The organism is Halorubrum salinum, assembly GCF_024494575.1.
Classification (GTDB): domain Archaea; phylum Halobacteriota; class Halobacteria; order Halobacteriales; family Haloferacaceae; genus Halorubrum; species Halorubrum salinum.
In genome coordinates, this window is sequence record NZ_JANHDO010000004.1 from 22,717 (window position 1) to 39,165 (window position 16,449).

14 protein-coding genes and 1 tRNA gene are annotated in these 16,449 nt (G+C 65.7%); 7 read left to right on the forward strand and 8 right to left on the reverse strand.

The annotated features are described in order from the left end of the window. Window positions 1-4 precede the first annotated feature (4 nt). The 3 genes from NO930_RS10880 (at window position 5) to NO930_RS10890 (ending at window position 2,396) form a co-directional block, all read left to right on the forward strand. Window positions 5-1,480 carry a hypothetical protein gene (locus NO930_RS10880; RefSeq protein WP_256403486.1) on the forward strand — a complete coding sequence of 492 codons (1,476 nt, stop codon included), beginning with the start codon at window positions 5-7 and terminating at the stop codon, window positions 1,478-1,480. Between the two features lie 63 nt (window positions 1,481-1,543). Beyond that, window positions 1,544-1,993: a hypothetical protein gene (locus NO930_RS10885; RefSeq protein WP_256403487.1), complete on the forward strand. Its 450-nt coding sequence runs from the start codon at window positions 1,544-1,546 to the stop codon at window positions 1,991-1,993. Next, the gene (locus tag NO930_RS10890) at window positions 1,983-2,396 is read left to right on the forward strand and encodes a hypothetical protein (protein ID WP_256403488.1); all 414 of its coding nucleotides are present in this window, start codon (window positions 1,983-1,985) and stop codon (window positions 2,394-2,396) included. The genes NO930_RS10885 and NO930_RS10890 overlap by 11 nt, the downstream gene beginning before the upstream one ends. A gap of 79 nt (window positions 2,397-2,475) precedes the next feature. Here the strand turns inward: NO930_RS10890 and NO930_RS10895 are convergent, their stop codons facing one another. The 7 genes from NO930_RS10895 to NO930_RS10925 all read right to left on the reverse strand — a co-directional run bounded on the left by NO930_RS10895 (window position 2,476) and on the right by NO930_RS10925 (window position 7,028). Then, the gene (locus NO930_RS10895; RefSeq protein WP_256403489.1) at window positions 2,476-2,736 is read right to left on the reverse strand and encodes a hypothetical protein; all 261 of its coding nucleotides are present in this window, start codon (window positions 2,734-2,736) and stop codon (window positions 2,476-2,478) included. 352 nt (window positions 2,737-3,088) lie between these two features. After that, on the reverse strand, window positions 3,089-4,966 hold the full coding sequence (locus tag NO930_RS10900) for a DUF7845 domain-containing protein (RefSeq protein WP_256403490.1): 1,878 nt from the start codon (window positions 4,964-4,966) through the stop codon (window positions 3,089-3,091). Further along, window positions 4,963-5,337 (reverse strand): hypothetical protein, encoded by a 375-nt coding sequence (locus NO930_RS10905; protein ID WP_256403491.1) that lies wholly within the window; start codon window positions 5,335-5,337, stop codon window positions 4,963-4,965. The genes NO930_RS10900 and NO930_RS10905 overlap by 4 nt, the downstream gene beginning before the upstream one ends. Continuing rightward, window positions 5,337-5,813 (reverse strand): PD-(D/E)XK family putative nuclease, encoded by a 477-nt coding sequence (locus NO930_RS10910; RefSeq protein ID WP_256403492.1) that lies wholly within the window; start codon window positions 5,811-5,813, stop codon window positions 5,337-5,339. Before NO930_RS10910 ends, NO930_RS10905 begins: the two co-directional genes overlap by 1 nt. 4 nt (window positions 5,814-5,817) lie before the next feature. Next, window positions 5,818-6,081 (reverse strand): DUF7563 family protein, encoded by a 264-nt coding sequence (locus NO930_RS14115; protein ID WP_425601447.1) that lies wholly within the window; start codon window positions 6,079-6,081, stop codon window positions 5,818-5,820. 275 nt (window positions 6,082-6,356) lie between these two features. Continuing rightward, window positions 6,357-6,428 (reverse strand) — tRNA-Ala (locus NO930_RS10920). Window positions 6,429-6,518: 90 nt separating this feature from the next. Further along, a complete protein-coding gene (locus tag NO930_RS10925) occupies window positions 6,519-7,028 on the reverse strand; it encodes a type II toxin-antitoxin system RatA family toxin (RefSeq protein ID WP_256403494.1) in 510 nt (169 codons plus the stop codon). Window positions 7,029-7,152: 124 nt separating this feature from the next. Here NO930_RS10925 and NO930_RS10930 point away from each other — a divergent pair, with 124 nt between their 5' ends. The 4 genes from NO930_RS10930 to NO930_RS10945 are packed head-to-tail and all read left to right on the forward strand — an operon-like array spanning window position 7,153 to window position 11,672. Next, window positions 7,153-8,298: an ABC transporter substrate-binding protein gene (locus tag NO930_RS10930; protein ID WP_256403495.1), complete on the forward strand. Its 1,146-nt coding sequence runs from the start codon at window positions 7,153-7,155 to the stop codon at window positions 8,296-8,298. Then, window positions 8,295-9,569, forward strand: coding sequence for an ABC transporter substrate-binding protein (locus NO930_RS10935; RefSeq protein ID WP_256403496.1), 1,275 nt, complete (start codon window positions 8,295-8,297; stop codon window positions 9,567-9,569). Before NO930_RS10930 ends, NO930_RS10935 begins: the two co-directional genes overlap by 4 nt. After that, the gene (locus tag NO930_RS10940; RefSeq protein ID WP_256403497.1) at window positions 9,562-10,800 is read left to right on the forward strand and encodes a FecCD family ABC transporter permease; all 1,239 of its coding nucleotides are present in this window, start codon (window positions 9,562-9,564) and stop codon (window positions 10,798-10,800) included. The genes NO930_RS10935 and NO930_RS10940 overlap by 8 nt, the downstream gene beginning before the upstream one ends. A 2-nt stretch (window positions 10,801-10,802) precedes the next feature. Continuing rightward, a complete protein-coding gene (locus NO930_RS10945; protein ID WP_256403498.1) occupies window positions 10,803-11,672 on the forward strand; it encodes an ABC transporter ATP-binding protein in 870 nt (289 codons plus the stop codon). Between the two features lie 63 nt (window positions 11,673-11,735). Here NO930_RS10945 and gltB read toward each other — a convergent pair whose 3' ends face one another. Beyond that, the gene (gltB, locus tag NO930_RS10950; RefSeq protein ID WP_256403499.1) at window positions 11,736-16,406 is read right to left on the reverse strand and encodes a glutamate synthase large subunit; all 4,671 of its coding nucleotides are present in this window, start codon (window positions 16,404-16,406) and stop codon (window positions 11,736-11,738) included. Window positions 16,407-16,449: the final 43 nt, after the last annotated feature.

Consider the following 16,449-nt stretch of genomic DNA (forward strand, 5'->3'; position numbering starts at 1 on the left):
ACCCATGAGCAGTAACACCAGCGGCCAGGCGACGTTTGGCGACGAGGGAAGTATTGACCAGCCAGAGACGTTCGACAGCGATCTTACCGCGTTCGGCGTCGAACCCGGCCAAGAGCGCGAAAGCCGTCGCGACGAACCCGAAGCGACCGAGTTCGGCGTCGACGATCGGCCGACCGACGACAGTATGCCGGACGCCGGGCGACAGGACCAGCTCGCGACCGACGCGGCACAGACGACGATCGAAGCCGAGACCGACGCCAAACCGAAACTCGGCGACGTGTACGGTGCGACGAAGCACACGCCGATTCCAGACGCCGAGCGGAACGATGTCGGAACCGGCCGAGTGTCGGTCGATTCACGCGAACTCGCGAGAACCCCGCTCGAACCGCACGACTTCGCTCGACGCGGCGTCGAGGTCGAACTCGGCCACGACCGCGCCGATCTCGAATCGCGCCACGATCTCGGCGCGACGCCCGAAGATCAAGAACACTACGTCGAAACCGACGAGGTGCGTGTCTCTCCCGAAACGGTGGATCCGTCCGAATACCCCGGCGAACAGGAGCAGGACATCCAGACGCAGACGGCGACCGACGAGTACGACAACGAACACGTGATCCACTACGATCGAAACTCGGAGATGTGCGGAACCGTCCGCAAACACCTCGCAGAAAACGAGGAGCACTGCCCATACTGCGAGGACGCCGCCGAGGACCTCGTCACGGACGGGGGACAGATCGCGGATGTCGAGGCTGTCGCAGGCGATACTGTCCGGCTCATCACGGGGATCACCGGTCTGATGCACTCTCCCGAAGTCATCGAAGGTGAAGCGTCGTCGTCCGGAAAGACGATCGCGGTCGAACACCACGACAAGAGCCACCGATTGGACACCGAGACGATACTCGACGGTGACGGCGAATTCCGCGACTCCCGGTACTTCGAAATCTACACGCCCGAGCGGCTTCGGAACAAGCAGCGATCGAATCACGCACCCGGTCCGCAGGCAGGAGCGAACGGTATCTCCGACACGAGCGACCTACCCGAACCGACGCATCGACCAGCAGACGAACCAGCAGAGACTCCCGACGAGACCTCACCGAATCCGGAGGAAGAGACATCCGAATCAGCGGCGGACAAATGGGATCTCTCGCAGTACGGGCGTGGAAGCGTCCTCATCCTCGAAAAGTACGCGGGCGAGTTCCTCGTTGTCGGGGATAAGCGGACGCAGTTCGGCGACGTGCTCGCGCTTCACGTGATCGATTCGGATGGCGAACCCCTCCGACTGAGAAAGACGGACGTGGGCGGCGACGGCTACATGTTCGACGTTCGAGCCTGCGAGATGCGCGGCGGCCAAATCAAGCCAGTCCGGACGCAGGCATTCCGGAACGTCGACGATATCGACGACGTTCGCGAGTTCGAGAAGATAGGCGAAGATACCGAGCGCCTCAGAGAGTGGATCCGGTCGAGGTACCACGGCGAGTGAGAGGGACAACAGAAAGAGACGGTCGTCCGAACCGCTTACGAACCTACCACGAGACACGAAACTATGCCAAATACGACAGACGAGACAACAGAGGAGATCGGAACGGACCGACTGAACGACCTCGCCGAAGAACACGGGCTCGACGTCGAGGCGGTGCGCGAGCTGGTCGAGACTGCAGACTCAGAGTGTTGGGAGTGCGGGCGGAGCACGGACGAGATAGAACCGATCGAATCGTATCCAGTCGGAGACGGTGACACAGCGCGGCTGTGCCACGAGTGCTACGGCGAGTACCTCGACAACGTGACGACGCTCTCGCCGCTCCAAGCAAACGTGTGGGCGCTGTATGAGACCGGGATGGAACCGGCCGAGATAGACCGAAAGCTCGAGAAGAACTCGGGACAGAGCCAGACGGCTATTCGTCGCGCACAGTCGAAAGCGCTCGACGCACGAGAGGAAATCAAACAGCTCCGTGCGACGGTCGAGCTAATCGGGGGTGGTGACGATGCGGAGTGACGACCGAAGCCGCCTCGACAGGGTGTTGGATGGGCTCGAAGAAGCGGCCGAAAAGGCGCGAAAAGACACGCAAAAGCGGCTCAACGACCGATATCTAGTCGAATACCGAGACGAACCTGGTGCACCGAATCTGAAAGACTATTCGGAAGACGAGATCGACGAGTACCTGTTCGACCTCCACGAGTGGGCACGCGAGCAGTACGCCGAGCGCGTCGACGAACTGCGCGAAGCAGCGGACATCGATGCATCGGAGTACCCGGAACTCGGCGGGGATCGACGTGCAGATCGGAACAAGCGGGCCGATCAGAGCAAAGAGATCGTCGGCGTCGGAAAAAAACTGGCTCGCGTCGACGAGGCGCGTGGTTGGCTCGACCAGATCGAAGACGAGTGGCGCGAGCGGTAGCCGCATGTGAGAAGGGTCCCAGACCACTCTCACGCGAATCGAATTACCTACGAGGAGAGTTTTGAGGAAGCTCCGACTCCTACTGTAGATCAACCTCGATGCCGCCGACAACACCGGCGAGTAGGTTGTAGACGAGGCCGGTAATTGCTATTGAAAGGCCGAACGAGATCGCGGTTCCGAGGATGATCGCGATTGCGCCGACGAAGCCGAAGCCACTCTCAGCAACGATACTGATGATCGCGACGGGGACGCCAAGAAGTGCACCGTAGATGGCTCCGACGAGGCCACCGAGACGAATGAGTGATCCAATTCCGATCGACTTGATCTCTTGTGTAGCCACGACTTCAACTCAAGAAAGATATGTATAATATCTACGATTCATAAAAATCTGTCTCGCTGTGCAGAATGAGTCCTTTCTCGCGCACATCATACCCCTGTTTCGAGTGCTTCATGTGGAACATTTGCTGTGCGGGTGCGGAGTATTTCCCCCGTAGGGGGTGCCCTTAGGCACACTCCCTAAGGGGTCCGTCCCAACCGCTGGGATCGAAACCTGCTCCGCCGCAGCGCTGGCGGCGCACTCGACATCGATCGACACCACGATCACGGCGAAAACGAGGTCAGATACCGGCTAAACACTCAGAAGACGAACAAGAAAGAGGTGTCTGGATAGTGTTGCCACTAGACTGTCGTGTTCAGGGTCGGAGCACGCTACCCCGGTGATTGATCGGCCGCTGACCGGTCTTCCGACCGTCACCTCTCTCCGTCCAGGAGAACTCCGCACTGATGAATCGGCGGTAGACCATTTTCCCCGACCCACGCGCGGCGTCGACGCCGGCGCGGAGCAGTTTCATCAGTTCGAGGCGAGTGAGTGGCCGCCCGCCGAGATCGACGAGCATGCCGTCCGCACTCTCAGTGATAGACACACCGTGGCGGCGAGCCCACCGAGCGAGCGCGGAGTCCTGGTCGAGCATCGTCGTCTCGTCCGAAGCGAGCTTACGGACACCGCCGACGACCCAGTCCGTGACATCCTCGAACGTGTTCAGCAGGTCCTGGAACTTCTCGCGGATCAGGCCGTCCTCGAACGACATCTTCGCGTTCGCGACCTCGACGAGATCGTCGAACTTGTCCGCCGCTCGGTACACGGTCGAGCGGGAGGTATCCGACAGCTCGGCGAGGCGCTCGACGTCTGCACCATCGCCACCGTCAGTCAGCGCCGCGAGCACGGAGCGCTCGCCCTCCGTCGCGTCTCCTCTCGCGAAGTGCGCGACCGCCTGCTGTTCCTCTCCCTCTTTGACGCTCGGCATTCGGTTCTCGACGAGGTCGAGATCGCGCTCGGACTCCGTAGCGTCGAAGTAGTGATCCGAGGTGTAGATGCGCGGATCGGCGCGCGTCGGGAGACCGGCCCACGACAAGACGTTCACGAGTGACTCGTCGAGTTCCTGGAGCAACGAGTCGACATCGAACGCGTCATCGTCATCCCACGGTACCGACGAGATATCCGAGTAGTCTTTCGACCACTGGAGTTCGAGCTTCGGATCAGAGAGCGGGTCATCATCCGACGAAGTTGACTCTGACCGGGCGAACTCTGGATGATAATACTTCACGAGCTTCCCGATCCCGTTCGGCTTCTCTGTGAGCTTCTTCCAGGTGGACTTGTCGAGTGCGACCGCGTTCCGATGGCCGATCACCTTCTCGTTGTCCCACTTGTACTCACCCCGGCCGCGGTTGTTCGATCCGAACAGCGCGAGCTGGTCGAGGACGCCTCCGCGACCAGCCACGTGCTCCTCTCCGGCGCTCCGGTCGAGGCGCAGATACATCTCCATCTGGTATGCGCTCGAATGCTCGTGGACGCAGTCGGGAGCGAAGTAGTGACCGCTGATGCCCATCTCTTCGGCGAGACGGCGAATCAGTGGGATCATCTCGTCAGGGTGGAGGTTGCTGGAGTTCGCCTGGACGCGCAGGCCGTACGGGAGATCTTCCGGCATCGAACCGATCCGCTCTCCGTCGGCAGTTCGTGCCTCGGGGATCGACGGGCGGAACTGGAGCGTGGCTTTCCGCTCGCCGAGACCATCCTGCGCTCGCACGGCGATCTGGTACTCGTTGAACGTCTCGTACGGTCGCCCTGGAGCCGCGATACCGCCGGACCAGTACCGCGTCTTATCTGGGTTTATTTCCCATAGTTCGCCGTCGAAGGTGAAGGAGCCGATATCCTCGGCGATCGTCGGCTCGTACTCCGAGACGATCGCGTCGTACGGCGATAACGAGCCCGGATGGCCCTGCTCGCTCACGTCGGGCTGAGAGAACAACAGGTGAGCACCGAACGCGTGAACGCGCGGCTGGACACACGGGATCGGTCCCTCTGTGTCGAATGTCTGGTACTCGGTCGCCTCCGGGCTCTTCGGGTGGACCTGTCGGGACGCCCCGTCGGCAGCGCTGCGAAGTTCGCGCGCTTCGTCGGAGTTGATTGTCGCCTCGATCGAGTCCTCGTCGCCGCCGGTGACCGGCTGAGCCTCGTCGAGGAGGTCGTCGAGATTTCCCTGCGGTCCGGGTTCGAGGTAGTCGTCGCTCAAACCTCCACCTCTCTACAGGGAACGACGACAGCGCCGCGCTCGCCAACCGTGAAGACGGCGACGAGCGGGACCCACGATTCGGTGACGTCGAGCGGTGGGTCGCCGGGGTCACGACGACCGGGATCGAACACATCGACAGAGGCGTGTTCCGGCGCGATCGCGAGGACGTAGCGGCCGTCTTTCCAGCCGCGAACCGGGATGGCCTCAGACTGGACGTCATTGATGTGCTTGCCGGCGATGCGCCGACGCGGGATGAGCGCGGTCCCCAGCGGCTCACTGACGGGCTCCTTAGTGAATGGGTTCGCCGGGACACGATCGCCGTCAACCCACCGGATGATCGGCCGGCAGAGGCGGACACGATCGAGCCGCATCACTCCACCTCCGCGGGGTCGAAGACGTTGCTCCAGGTGAGCTGAGCCTTCCGACCGCGCCCGTCGAGTTCGTCACGCCAGCTCGCGTTCGAGTCGACGAGCCCGCCGGCGCTGCGAGCGGGGATGATCTTCATCGCGATGGACGTCCGCTCCGGATACGGCTCGCAGACCACGAAGAGGTAGACACCGCTCTTCTCGACCAGTGTCTCGTGTTGGGTTCGACGGAGTTTGAACCGGCCGCGGCGCTGGTCGGCGGTCTGGACCACCATCGTGCTCTTGATCTCGACGGGGAGACCGGCCTCGACGACGCAGAGCCCGTGGAAGGGCAACTCGTCAGAGGGCCAGACGGCGGTCTCGGCGATCGCGTCCCAGTGCTCTTCGCCGGAGGTGGGTTCGAGCGCGTCGACAGCGTCAAGGACGTGGTGCTCGGCGTTGTGGCCGGCCCGCTTCGCGGCAGCGAGACGCTCGCTGCTCATCGGTCTAACCTCCGTCGGCGCGGACAGCTGCTCCGACGCGCTGGCCGCGGTTCCGGTTCGGTTGATCTGCGGGGTCAACAAGATCGACATCGACGCCCGCGGCGCTGCCGCGAGATATCCGTCGGAAGCAGTCACACGCGGGGCAGCGGTGAACGCGGCTGTTCTCGTCTCCGTGGACACGGGCGAAGTCCTTGGTGACGTGTCCGCCGCAGTTGCGACACTCTCGCTCGGTGTGGGAGCTGCGGTCGAGGCGGATCACGGCCGACACCTCCCGTCATCGAGTGCGGGACACTGCTCGCGCTCTCCCTCATCGATCGGAAGTCCACAGAACTCGCAGCAGACCGGGTCGAGAACCGTTTTCTCGGACGCGGTCATCGACTCTCACCCCTTAGAGAATCGCACGACCGCGGTGACCCGCCTTCGGACCCCGAAGCAAATCCATTCTCTGGGGGGAGGGTCCCGCATCGGGATTTTGCCGTTACTACGAGGTAGAAGGATTCTTCTACGCGTTTAGGAACAATCGGTACGGCGGAGGAATCGGAATGGACTCGCGGGGATTTGAACCCCGGGCCTTCCCCGTGCCAGGGGGATGATCTACCACTGATCTACGAGCCCTCGTACGCACTCGTTCGTTCCCCGGTGAATATATTAAGGCCTTCGACTCGGTGTTGCGGTTCGCAGCCGTCGAGGAAGCGACGCCCCGGATCAGATGCGTTCGGAGTCCACGTACACGTCGAGGTCGACGTCGCGGGTCGATCCCTCCAAGTCCCGAACGGCGCGCTCGACGACCCGCTCGGCCTCACCGCGGATGAGCGGGATCGCCTTCGTCAGCACCCAGTCGAACGAGACGAGCCGCGGGAGGTCGAGCGCGTCCGGGCTGGTAGAGTCGGGGTCGAACTCGACTTCGAGGGCGACCTCACAGGAGTCGTCGTGCGGCGTGACCCGCCAGCACCCGCCGGCGTCGATGTCCTTCGTGATCTGCCAGTCGATCCGCTCCGGCGGATCGACGCCGGTCACCTCCGAGTGGGCGGTGTACGTGAGCTTCCACCACGCGAACGTCAGCGCGTAACGAGTGCCGGGACCTCCGTCGCCCGCCGCGGTCCGCACGTCGCGGAGATACTCCGTGTAGCGGGCGTACCGCGGGAAGTCGAGCAAGAACTCGTACACCTCTTCCGGGTCGGCGTACACGGTCGTTCGCACGACGAGTTCGTCCACACCAGCGGATCGGGTTGCAAGCGGTTAAATCCGCCTGTCACGGGTACCTGAACGGGGAACCACTAATAGTTAGGTGTGCCTAAAAATCGACGGTGTTTTATCTTTTTAGGGTGGCCTAAACAGTATGTCCTCCGATCGCATATCGAGACGCGACGTACTGACGACCGGCGCGGGAGCCCTGACGGCGTCGATCGCGGGTTGTGCCACCGGAAGCGGGAACCGCGGCGGGGGCGACGGCGCCGACGGGGGGTCGAGCGAGGTCACACATGCGGTCTCCATGGAGCCCGTCGGCGAGGTCGCGTTCCGCGGCGTCCCCGAGCGCTGGCTCACCTACTTCCCGGGCTACGCAGATATGGGCGTCGCGCTCGGTCACGGCGACGGGCTCGTCGCCGTCGGCAACGTTCCGCGGTACCACGTCGACGCGTACGACGAGCTGCCGGGCGTCTCCGTCGACACCGACGACCTCACGCAGGTGCTCGGCGAGGGGGGCATCGACACGGAGATCTACTACGAACTGGACGCAGACGTTCACCTCACCGATCCGCAGTGGCTGATCAACAACTCGGCGTTCGGGCTGGAGGCGGACGCCGTCGACGAGATCGCATCGAACGTGGGGCCCTTCCTCGGCAACACCGTTTTCAGGCGGACCGACGGGTGGCACAAGTACCGCTACTACACGCTGTACGAGGCCTTCGAGACGGTCGCCGAGGTCTTTCAGGAGCGGGAACGCTACGAGGAATTTCGAGCGTTCCACGACGACGTCATCGCCGGCGTACGGGCCGACCTCCCTCCCGCGGATCGACGGCCGAACGCCCTCCTCACGTTCGGTAACGGTGACGAGCCCGAACGGTTCTCTCCGTACCGCCTCTCCGATGGGGGCACGAACAAAAAGCAGTTCCGCGATCTCGGACTCACAGACGCCCTCGCGGACACCGGAATCAGCGGTCTCTCCACGACCGACCGTGGGCGGATAGATTACGAGACCATGCTGGAGGTCAACCCCGACGTGATACTCGTGCGGGGCCACGAGGACAAGACCGCAGACGAGTTCGCCGACACCGTCTTCGCGTTTATGCGGGACCACGACGTGGCGAGCGAACTGAGTGCCGTCCGGAACGGCCGGGTGTTCCGCGGTGGCCCCATCTATCAGGGCCCCGTCCAGCACCTGTTCTCTCTCGAACGCGCCGCCACCGAGATATTCCCCGATACGTTCTCCGGTGAACTGTTCGACCGCGACGAACTGGCGGCGATCGTCACGGAGGAGTCGTGAGCGACGACCCGTCCGAGCCGACGCCGACGCGCCGACGCCTGCTTGCGACGGGCACGGCCGTGGTCGGCGCGACCGGCCCGATTGCCGGGTGCGCCGGCGAGACCAGCGACGGTGTGGCGGGCGGCTCACGGGATTCGGCCGACGAGGTCGGCGGCTCGTCCGCCGAGGGTCCGACAGATATCGACGACGGAGACGGCAGCGGTGAGGAAGATACCACGTGGACCGCGTCGCTCGCCCCGGTCGGCGAGGTGACCTTCGAGTCGATTCCAGAGCGCGTCGCCGTCTACGACCTGCTCTCGGCCGACCTCGCGGTCGCGTACGGCCACGCAGACGCGATCACCTCCCTCGGATTCGACGCCGCGGTCGGCGGCGAGACGCTCTCGGCCTACTACGAGCGGCTCGACGGCGTCGACCCGGAGTGGGACGGGATCGCACAGCTCAACGCGGGGAACACCGGGGTCAGCGTCGACGCCGAGCTGTTGTACGAGATCGACTCGGACCTGCACCTGATCGATCCGGCGCTCGTCACCTCCTTCGACGGGTGGACGCGCGACGACGTTGCGGAGATCGCTGACGCCGTCGGGCCGTGGTTCGGTAACAGTTTCAGCCGTAGACACGGCGACCCGCCGGCCGCGTGGACCGACGCGTACGCCTACTACACCGTCTGGGAGGTCGCGGAACGCGTGGCTCCGGTCTTCCGCGCCGACGCGCGGTACGAGGCACTCGCCGCCGTCTACGACGAGATGCTGGCGGCGATCGAAGCCGACCTCCCGCCTGCAGAAGACCGGCCGACGGTCGCAGTGACGCTTCTCGTAGACGGGACGTTCTATCCGACCGCGGCGAACGCTCCGGGGTACGCGACGGCTCACGTCCGGCCGTTCGGCGTCGTCGACGCCTTCGCGGGCGAGGACGTCTCCTTCGAGACCACCTACGGCTACGAGGCGATGTTGGCGTTCGACCCCGACGTGATCTTGCACCCGTACGGGCTCGCCTCTCACTACTCGGTCCCGGACGTGCGCGACAGGCTCGCAGAGCACCCGATCGGCTCTGCGATTACGGCGGTCGCCGAGGGTCGCGTCTACGCTTCCGGCGTCCCGATGCAGGGACCGATAGTGACCCTGTTTCAGACCGAGATGACCGCGAAACAGCTGTTCCCCGAGCGGTTCGGCGAGTGGCCCGACTACGCGGGCGGACCGTACCCGGAGATACCGGCAGACGAGCGGCTGTTCGACCGCGAGCGCGTCGCGGAGGTGGTCCGCGGTGATGTCTGAGTCGCCGTCTGAGGCGTCCGGAAGTTCGTCCGACGCGTCGGGCGGACCGCGAGCGAGCCCGGACGCGACCGCCCCGACCGATCCGGCCGGAGGCTCGGGGACGGCGGCTCGCGACCGGCTGGCATCGCTTACCGCGCGGATCGACGGGACGCTCGCGTCGGTCGTCTTCGCGAGCCTCGCCGTCGTCGGCGTCGGCGGCCTGATCCAGGTGAGCTTCGGGACGTACTCGATGACCGTCTTCGAGGCGTGGCGCGCTGTCGTCGACCCGGCGGTGTGGAGTCACCCGGGGCTGCTCGGGGAGTTCTTCCTCGGCGAGACGCTCGGCGGGCTCCTCGCGGCGCAGTTCGGCTGGGCGACCGAGGTGGAGCTCGCGCATCCGACGCTCATCGTCTGGACCGTTCGGCTGCCGCGGGTGCTCGTCGCGGTTCTCGTCGGGGCCAACCTCGCGATCTCGGGGGCGATCTTCCAAGCGGTGACGCGAAACGAACTCGCGAGCCCGTACATCCTCGGCGTCTCCTCGGGTGCGGGGCTCGCGATCCTGCTCACGCTCGTGGTCTTTTCGGGCATGAGCGCGTTCCTCCCGATCTTCGCCGCGCTCGGCGGCACCGTCGCGTTCCTGATCGTGTACGCCATCGCGTGGAAGGGCGGTACCTCGCCCGTGCGGCTGGTCCTCGCCGGCGTCATCGTCGGCACCGTCTTTCAGTCGCTGCAGACGGGGCTGTTCTTCTTCGCCGACGACCTCGGCGTCGTCCAGTCGGCCATCGCGTGGACGACCGGCTCGCTCACCGGTACCGACTGGGAGCAGGTCCGGCTGGCGCTCCCGTGGACCGTCATCGCACTCGGGTTCGCGCTCGCCGGATCGCGACAGCTCAACGTGCTCCTGCTCGGCGAGCGCACCGCGCGGTCGCTCGGCATGTCGGTCGAGCGCGTCCGCTTCGCGCTCTCGGGCGTCGCCATCCTCGCGGCCGCGGCCGCCATCGCCGTCGCCGGGATCGTCGGGTTCGTCGGGCTCATCGTCCCGCACGTGGTGCGGACGCTCGTCGGGTCCGACTACCGCCGGCTGGTCGTCGGCTGCGCGTTCGTCGGCCCGGCGCTCCTCGTCGGTGCCGACGTGGGGGCGCGGCTCGCGATGGATCCGGTCCAGATCCCCGTCGGTATCGTCACCGGACTGGTCGGCGGCCCGTACTTCCTGTACCTGATGCGTCGACAGGACGATCTGGGTGACCTGTGAATATGTCCGGAACGCACTCCGACGCAGATACGGACGAGGCGAACGGCGCGTCCGCCGACGCGAACGGCGCGACCGACGGCGACGCGGACGCCCTCCACGCCGAGGACCTCGCGCTCGGCTACCCCTCGACTGACGAGCCGGTCGTCGAGACCGATCGCGTCGACGTGCCCGCGGGCGAGGTGACCGCGCTCGTCGGCCCGAACGGTTCCGGGAAGTCGACGCTGTTGAAGGCGATGGCGAAGCAGTTGGACCCGGACGCGGGGCGAGTGGTCCTCGACGGCGAAAACGTCGCGAACTACGGGACGAAGGAGTTCGCCCGCGAGGTCGGCCTGCTCTCACAGGAGAACGACGCTCCGGGCTCCGCCACGGTCGAAGACCTGGTCTACCACGGGCGGTACCCCCACCGCAGCTTCTTCGGCGCGGTGACCGGGGCCGACGATGCGGCGGTCGATCGGGCGATCGATCTCGCGGGGATCGACCACCTGCGCGACGCGCCCGTGAGCGACCTCTCGGGCGGACAGAAACAGCTCGCGTGGATCGCGATGACGCTCGCACAGGACACCGACGTGCTCCTCTTGGACGAGCCGACCACGTACCTCGATTTACACCACCAACTCCGCGTGATGGAGGTCGTTCGCGAACTGAACGAGGAGGCGGACGTGACCGTCGCCGTCGTGCTCCACGACATCGCACAGGCCGCTCGCTTCGCGGACAACATCATCGCGATGCGAGACGGCGAGGTGTACGACTGGGGACCGCCGAGAACGGTGGTCACAGAGGCGCTGCTTGCGGACGTCTTCGACGTGGTCGCGAGCGTCGACGCCGACGCCCCCGACGGACCGACCGTTCACCCGCATCACCCGGTTCGGTGAGTGACTTCGCTCGTCGGACCGTCTTGGCCGGCGAATCGACCGAGCCGGCGCGGAGCCGGCCGATCAGTCGTCGCTCGACGCCTGCCCGGTCGCGTCGGTCGCCGATCCGGGCACGGTCTCAGCCGGCTCCGGCGGCTCCTCGCGCACGTCCTCGCCTTTCCCCTCCGCGATGACGTCCGCGTAGGCGTCCGGGAACACGCGAACGAAGTCGTCGAGAGCCGCGCTCCAGTCGTCGAGCAGCTCGGCCGCGCGGTCGCTTCCGGTGTACGCGCGGTGGTTCTCCACGAGCCGTCGGAGCATCCCCTCGTCCGACTCATCGAGCGTCCGCGAGACGGAGATCATGTCCCTGTTCACGCGGTCGGCGAACCGGTCGTCGGGGTCGTACACGTACGCGACGCCGCCGGACATCCCGGCCGCGAAGTTCCGTCCGGTGTCGCCGAGCACGGCGACGACGCCCCCGGTCATGTACTCGCAGCCGTGGTCACCGACGCCCTCGACGACGGCTTTGACGCCGGAGTTACGGACGCCGAACCGCTCGCCGGCGACGCCGTTGACGTACACTTCGCCGGAGGTGGCCCCGTACAGACAGACGTTCCCGGCGACGACGTTCTCGGTCGGGTCGTACCCCGCCTTCTCGGGCGTGTTGATCACGAGACGGCCGCCGGAGAGCCCCTTGCCGACGTAGTCGTTCGCGGCACCGGTCAGCTCCAGCGTGATGCCCGGCGCGAGGAACGCGCCGAAGCTCTGCCCAGCGTAGCCGTCGAATCGGCAGGAAATCGTGTCGTCCGGGAGGCCGTCACCGCCGTGTGCGGAGACGACGCGGTTCGAGAGGGTCGCCCCGATCGCCCGGTCGACGTTCTCGACGTCGCGGGTGAGCGCGACGGGCGCGCCGTCCTCGATGGCCGGCGCGGCCTCGTCGATGAGGTCCCAATCGAGCAGGGCGTCGATCTCGCCGTCGGTCTGTTCGCGGGTCTTCGTGCGCGCGTCGCCCGCGGGATCGGCGATGACCGCAGACAGATCGAGGTGTTTCGCCTTCTCGTGGTCCGTCTCGCGCTGGGTCAGCAGGTCCGGTCGGCCGATGAACTCCTCAACCTCGGTGTATCCGAGGTCGGCCATGATCTCGCGGAGCTCCTGTGCGATGAACGTCATGTAGTTGATGACGTGGTCCGGCTGTCCGGGGAATCGCTGCCGGAGGTCCTCACGCTGCGTCGCGACGCCGACCGGACAGGTGTTCTCGTGACACTGCCGAGCCATCACGCAGCCCGCGGTGACGAGCGAGGCCGTGCCGAACACGTACTCCTCGGCACCGAGCGCGGCCGCGACGGCGACGTCTCGGCCGGTCTTGAGCCCGCCGTCCGCCGTCACGCGGATGCGGTCTCGGAGCCCGGTGGCGCGGAGCATCTGGTTCGCCTCGGCGAGCCCGAGCTCCCACGGGAGCCCCGCGTTCTTGATCGACGTCTTCGGCGAGGCACCGGTCCCGCCGTCGTGGCCCGAGATGTGGACCACGTCGGCGTTCGCCTTCGCGACGCCGGCGGCGATGGTGCCGATTCCCGCCTCCGAAACGAGCTTCACGTTGACGTCGGCCTCGGGATTCGCGGCCTTCAGGTCGAAGATGAGCTGCTTGAGGTCCTCGATCGAGTAGATGTCGTGTTGCGGCGGCGGCGAGATGAGCCCGACGCCCGGCGTGGAACACCGGACGTGTGCGATCATCTCGTTGACCTTCTCGCCCGGGAGGTGACCACCCTCGCCGGGCTTCGACCCCTGTGCCATCTTGATCTGCAACTCGTCGGCGTTCGCGAGATACTCGGAGGTGACGCCGAAACGGCCCGAGGCGACCTGCTTGACGTTACACTCTTTTTCGGTGCCGAAGCGCTCCGGCGGCTCGCCGCCCTCGCCCGTGTTCGACTTCGCGCCGAGCCGGTTCATCGCCATGGCGTTGTTCTCGTGCGCCTCCGGCGAGATACTCCCGAGGCTCATCGCGGCCGTCGAGAAACGCTCGACGATCGACTCGACCGCCTCGACCTTCTCGACCGGCACCGGATCGCGGTCGGACTCGAACTCGAGGAGCCCGCGGAGCGACTGCAGCTTCTCGCTCTGGTCGTTCACCAGCTCCGCGAACTCCTGATACTGCTCGTAGTCGCCCCCGCGGACCGCCTGCTGAAGGGTGCCGACCGTCTGCGGGTTCCAGCCGTGTTTCACGCCCGACGAGCGGTGTTCGTACTCGCCGATGGTCTCCAGTTCCGGGTCGGCACCGAACGCCATCGCGTGACGGGTCCGGAGATCGTCTTCGATCTGTTCGATACCGATGCCCTCGGTGCGGATCTCGGTCCCCTCGAAGTACTCGGCGACGAACGCCGAGTCGAGCCCGACCGCCTCGAATATCTGGGCACCCTGGTACGACTCCATCGTCGAGATTCCCATCTTCGCCATCGTCTTCAGGAGGCCGTCTTCCAACGCGCCGCGGTAGGCGGCTAGCGCCTCCTCTTCGTCCGCACCGTCCGGTCCGGCGACGACGTCGGCGATGGACTCGTACGCGAGGTACGGGTCGATCGCGTCCGCGCCGTAGCCGACGAGCGTCGCGATGTGGTGGACCTCGTGCGGCTCGCCGGACTCGACGACGAGGCCGGCCCGGTTCCGAAGGCCCTTCCGGACGAGGTGGTGGTGTACCGCGCCGGTCGCGAGCAGGCTCGGCACCGCGAGTCGGTCGGGGCCGACGGCGCGGTCGGAGAGGACGACGACGTCTGCGCCCGCGCGGATCGCCGATGCGGCGTCCTCGCGGATCCGACTCACGGCGTCGACGAGGGAGTCTCCGCGTTCGTACGTCGCGTCGACTACCTCCGAGGTGAACGCGGGACCGTCGCTCTCCACGGGCTCGCCGGAGAGGTTCTTCAGCGCCGCCGTCTCGCCGTCAGTGAGTATCGGGGAATTGGAGACGATCTGTTGGGCGTGCTCGGGCGTCTCGTCGAGCAGGTTTCGCTGGTTGCCCATCCGCGTCTCCAACGACGTGACGAGCTCCTCGCGGATGTAGTCTATCGGCGGGTTCGACACCTGCGCGAACAGCTGTTTGAAGTAGGTAAAAAGCGGCCTATCGACGTCGGTGAGCACCGATAGCGGCGTGTCGTCTCCCATCGATCCGACGGGGTCTTTCCCCTTCTCCGCCATCGGCTCGACCAAGTGGTTCAGCGAGTCGGTCGTGTAGCCGAACGCCGCCTGATGGGCGCGGACGGTGGGTTCCGGGTCGGCCTCGCCGCTGCCGTCGTCGGCGTGAGCCACGCCGGATTCTTCGCCGTCCTCGGTGTCGACGGAGACGGCCACGTCGTCGAGGTCGACCTGTTTCTCGTCGACCCACTCGCCGTACTTCTCGTCTGTGAGTTCGTCGAACACCTCGTCGTCGGGAACGATCCGACCCTCTTCGGGGTCGGCGACGAAGATCTCGCCGGGCTGAAGCCGTCCGCGTCGGGTCACCTCGGAGGGGTCGGTCGGGAGCGCTCCGACCTCGCTTCCGACGATCAACCGCTCGTCGTCGGTGACTTCGTACCGGCAGGGCCGAAGTCCGTTGCGATCGAGGACGCCGGCGACGCGGTCGCCGTCGAACCCGATGACCAGGGCGGGACCGTCCCAGGGTTCGACGAGCGAGGCGTGGTAGTCGTAGAAATCCGCGCGGGCGGCGTCCATCAGCTCGTCGTCGCGGAACGCCTCGGGAATGAGCATCCGGAGGGTATGCGGCAGATCGCGGCCGGCCTGTAAGAGGAGCTCGACCGCGTTGTCGACGCTCGCGGTGTCGGACTGGTTCGGATCGTCGATCACCGGCTTGATCGTGTCGAGTTCCGCGCCGAACGCCGGGTGGTCGAGGTCGTTCTCGCGGGCGCGCATCCAGTTGACGTTCCCGCGGATCGTGTTGAACTCGCCGTTGTGGACGATGTTACGGTACGGGTGCGCGAGGTGCCACGCGCCGAGCGTGTTCGTCGAGAACCGCGCGTGGACCAAGGCGACGTGGCTCGCGAAGCGATCGTCTGTGAGATCGGGATAGTAGTCGGCGAGCTGGGAGCCCTTCAACAGGCCCTTGTAGACGACGCGCTGCCGGTCGAGCGAACAGACGTAGAAGCGTCCGGCACCGTCCACGTCGTCGACGGCGTTTTCGATCTCCCGACGGGCGGCGTACAACGCGCGGTCGAATCCGAGTATCTCGGGGTTGCCGTCCTGGTCCGATTCGTCCGTAAATCGCTCCGCGAGCCCCGCGCCTTCAACCGGCGCGGCGAACAGCTGTGCGACCTCCGGCTCGGAGTCGAGCGCCGTCTCACCGAGGTCCGCGTTGTCGGTCGGGACCGAGCGCCACGCGAGCACCTCCAGCCCGTAGACGGAGAACACTTCGGCGATGACGTCGTGAATTTCCGCCTGTACGCTCGGCTCGGTCGGCATGAACACGGATCCGACCGCGTACTCGTCGGGGAGATCCGCGTCGACGACGTCACGGAAGAACGCGTCCGGGCGGGCGACCATGATGCCTGCACCGTCCCCAGTGTTCTCTTCTGCACCGGTCGTTCCGCGGTGTTCGAGGTTCTCCAGCAACTGGACCGCATCGGTGACGGTGCCGTGGCTCGGCGAACCGTCCAAGTCGACGATGCCGCCGATACCGCAGTTCGATCGCTCGTCTGATACTTCCGCAAGTCCCCCAGCGTGGCCCGAAGAGTCCGCGTCAGATACCCCCCGGGTGTTACTACGTGGCTCAGTCATGCCCCATACTCACAGGGTGGTGTTTAAAGATATGACCCTGATA

What these genes read in the sequence shown, in the direction of transcription:
- NO930_RS10945 (WP_256403498.1), top strand. Translation starts at nt 10,803, where the DNA reads ATGTCCGGAACGCACTCCGACGCAGATACGGACGAGGCGAACGGCGCG.
- NO930_RS10890 (WP_256403488.1), top strand. Translation starts at nt 1,983, where the DNA reads ATGCGGAGTGACGACCGAAGCCGCCTCGACAGGGTGTTGGATGGGCTC.
- NO930_RS10885 (WP_256403487.1), top strand. Translation starts at nt 1,544, where the DNA reads ATGCCAAATACGACAGACGAGACAACAGAGGAGATCGGAACGGACCGA.
- NO930_RS10910 (WP_256403492.1), bottom strand. Translation starts at nt 5,813, where the DNA reads ATGAGCAGCGAGCGTCTCGCTGCCGCGAAGCGGGCCGGCCACAACGCC.
- gltB (WP_256403499.1), bottom strand. Translation starts at nt 16,406, where the DNA reads ATGACTGAGCCACGTAGTAACACCCGGGGGGTATCTGACGCGGACTCT.
- NO930_RS10905 (WP_256403491.1), bottom strand. Translation starts at nt 5,337, where the DNA reads ATGCGGCTCGATCGTGTCCGCCTCTGCCGGCCGATCATCCGGTGGGTT.
- NO930_RS10940 (WP_256403497.1), top strand. Translation starts at nt 9,562, where the DNA reads ATGTCTGAGTCGCCGTCTGAGGCGTCCGGAAGTTCGTCCGACGCGTCG.
- NO930_RS10880 (WP_256403486.1), top strand. Translation starts at nt 5, where the DNA reads ATGAGCAGTAACACCAGCGGCCAGGCGACGTTTGGCGACGAGGGAAGT.
- NO930_RS10930 (WP_256403495.1), top strand. Translation starts at nt 7,153, where the DNA reads ATGTCCTCCGATCGCATATCGAGACGCGACGTACTGACGACCGGCGCG.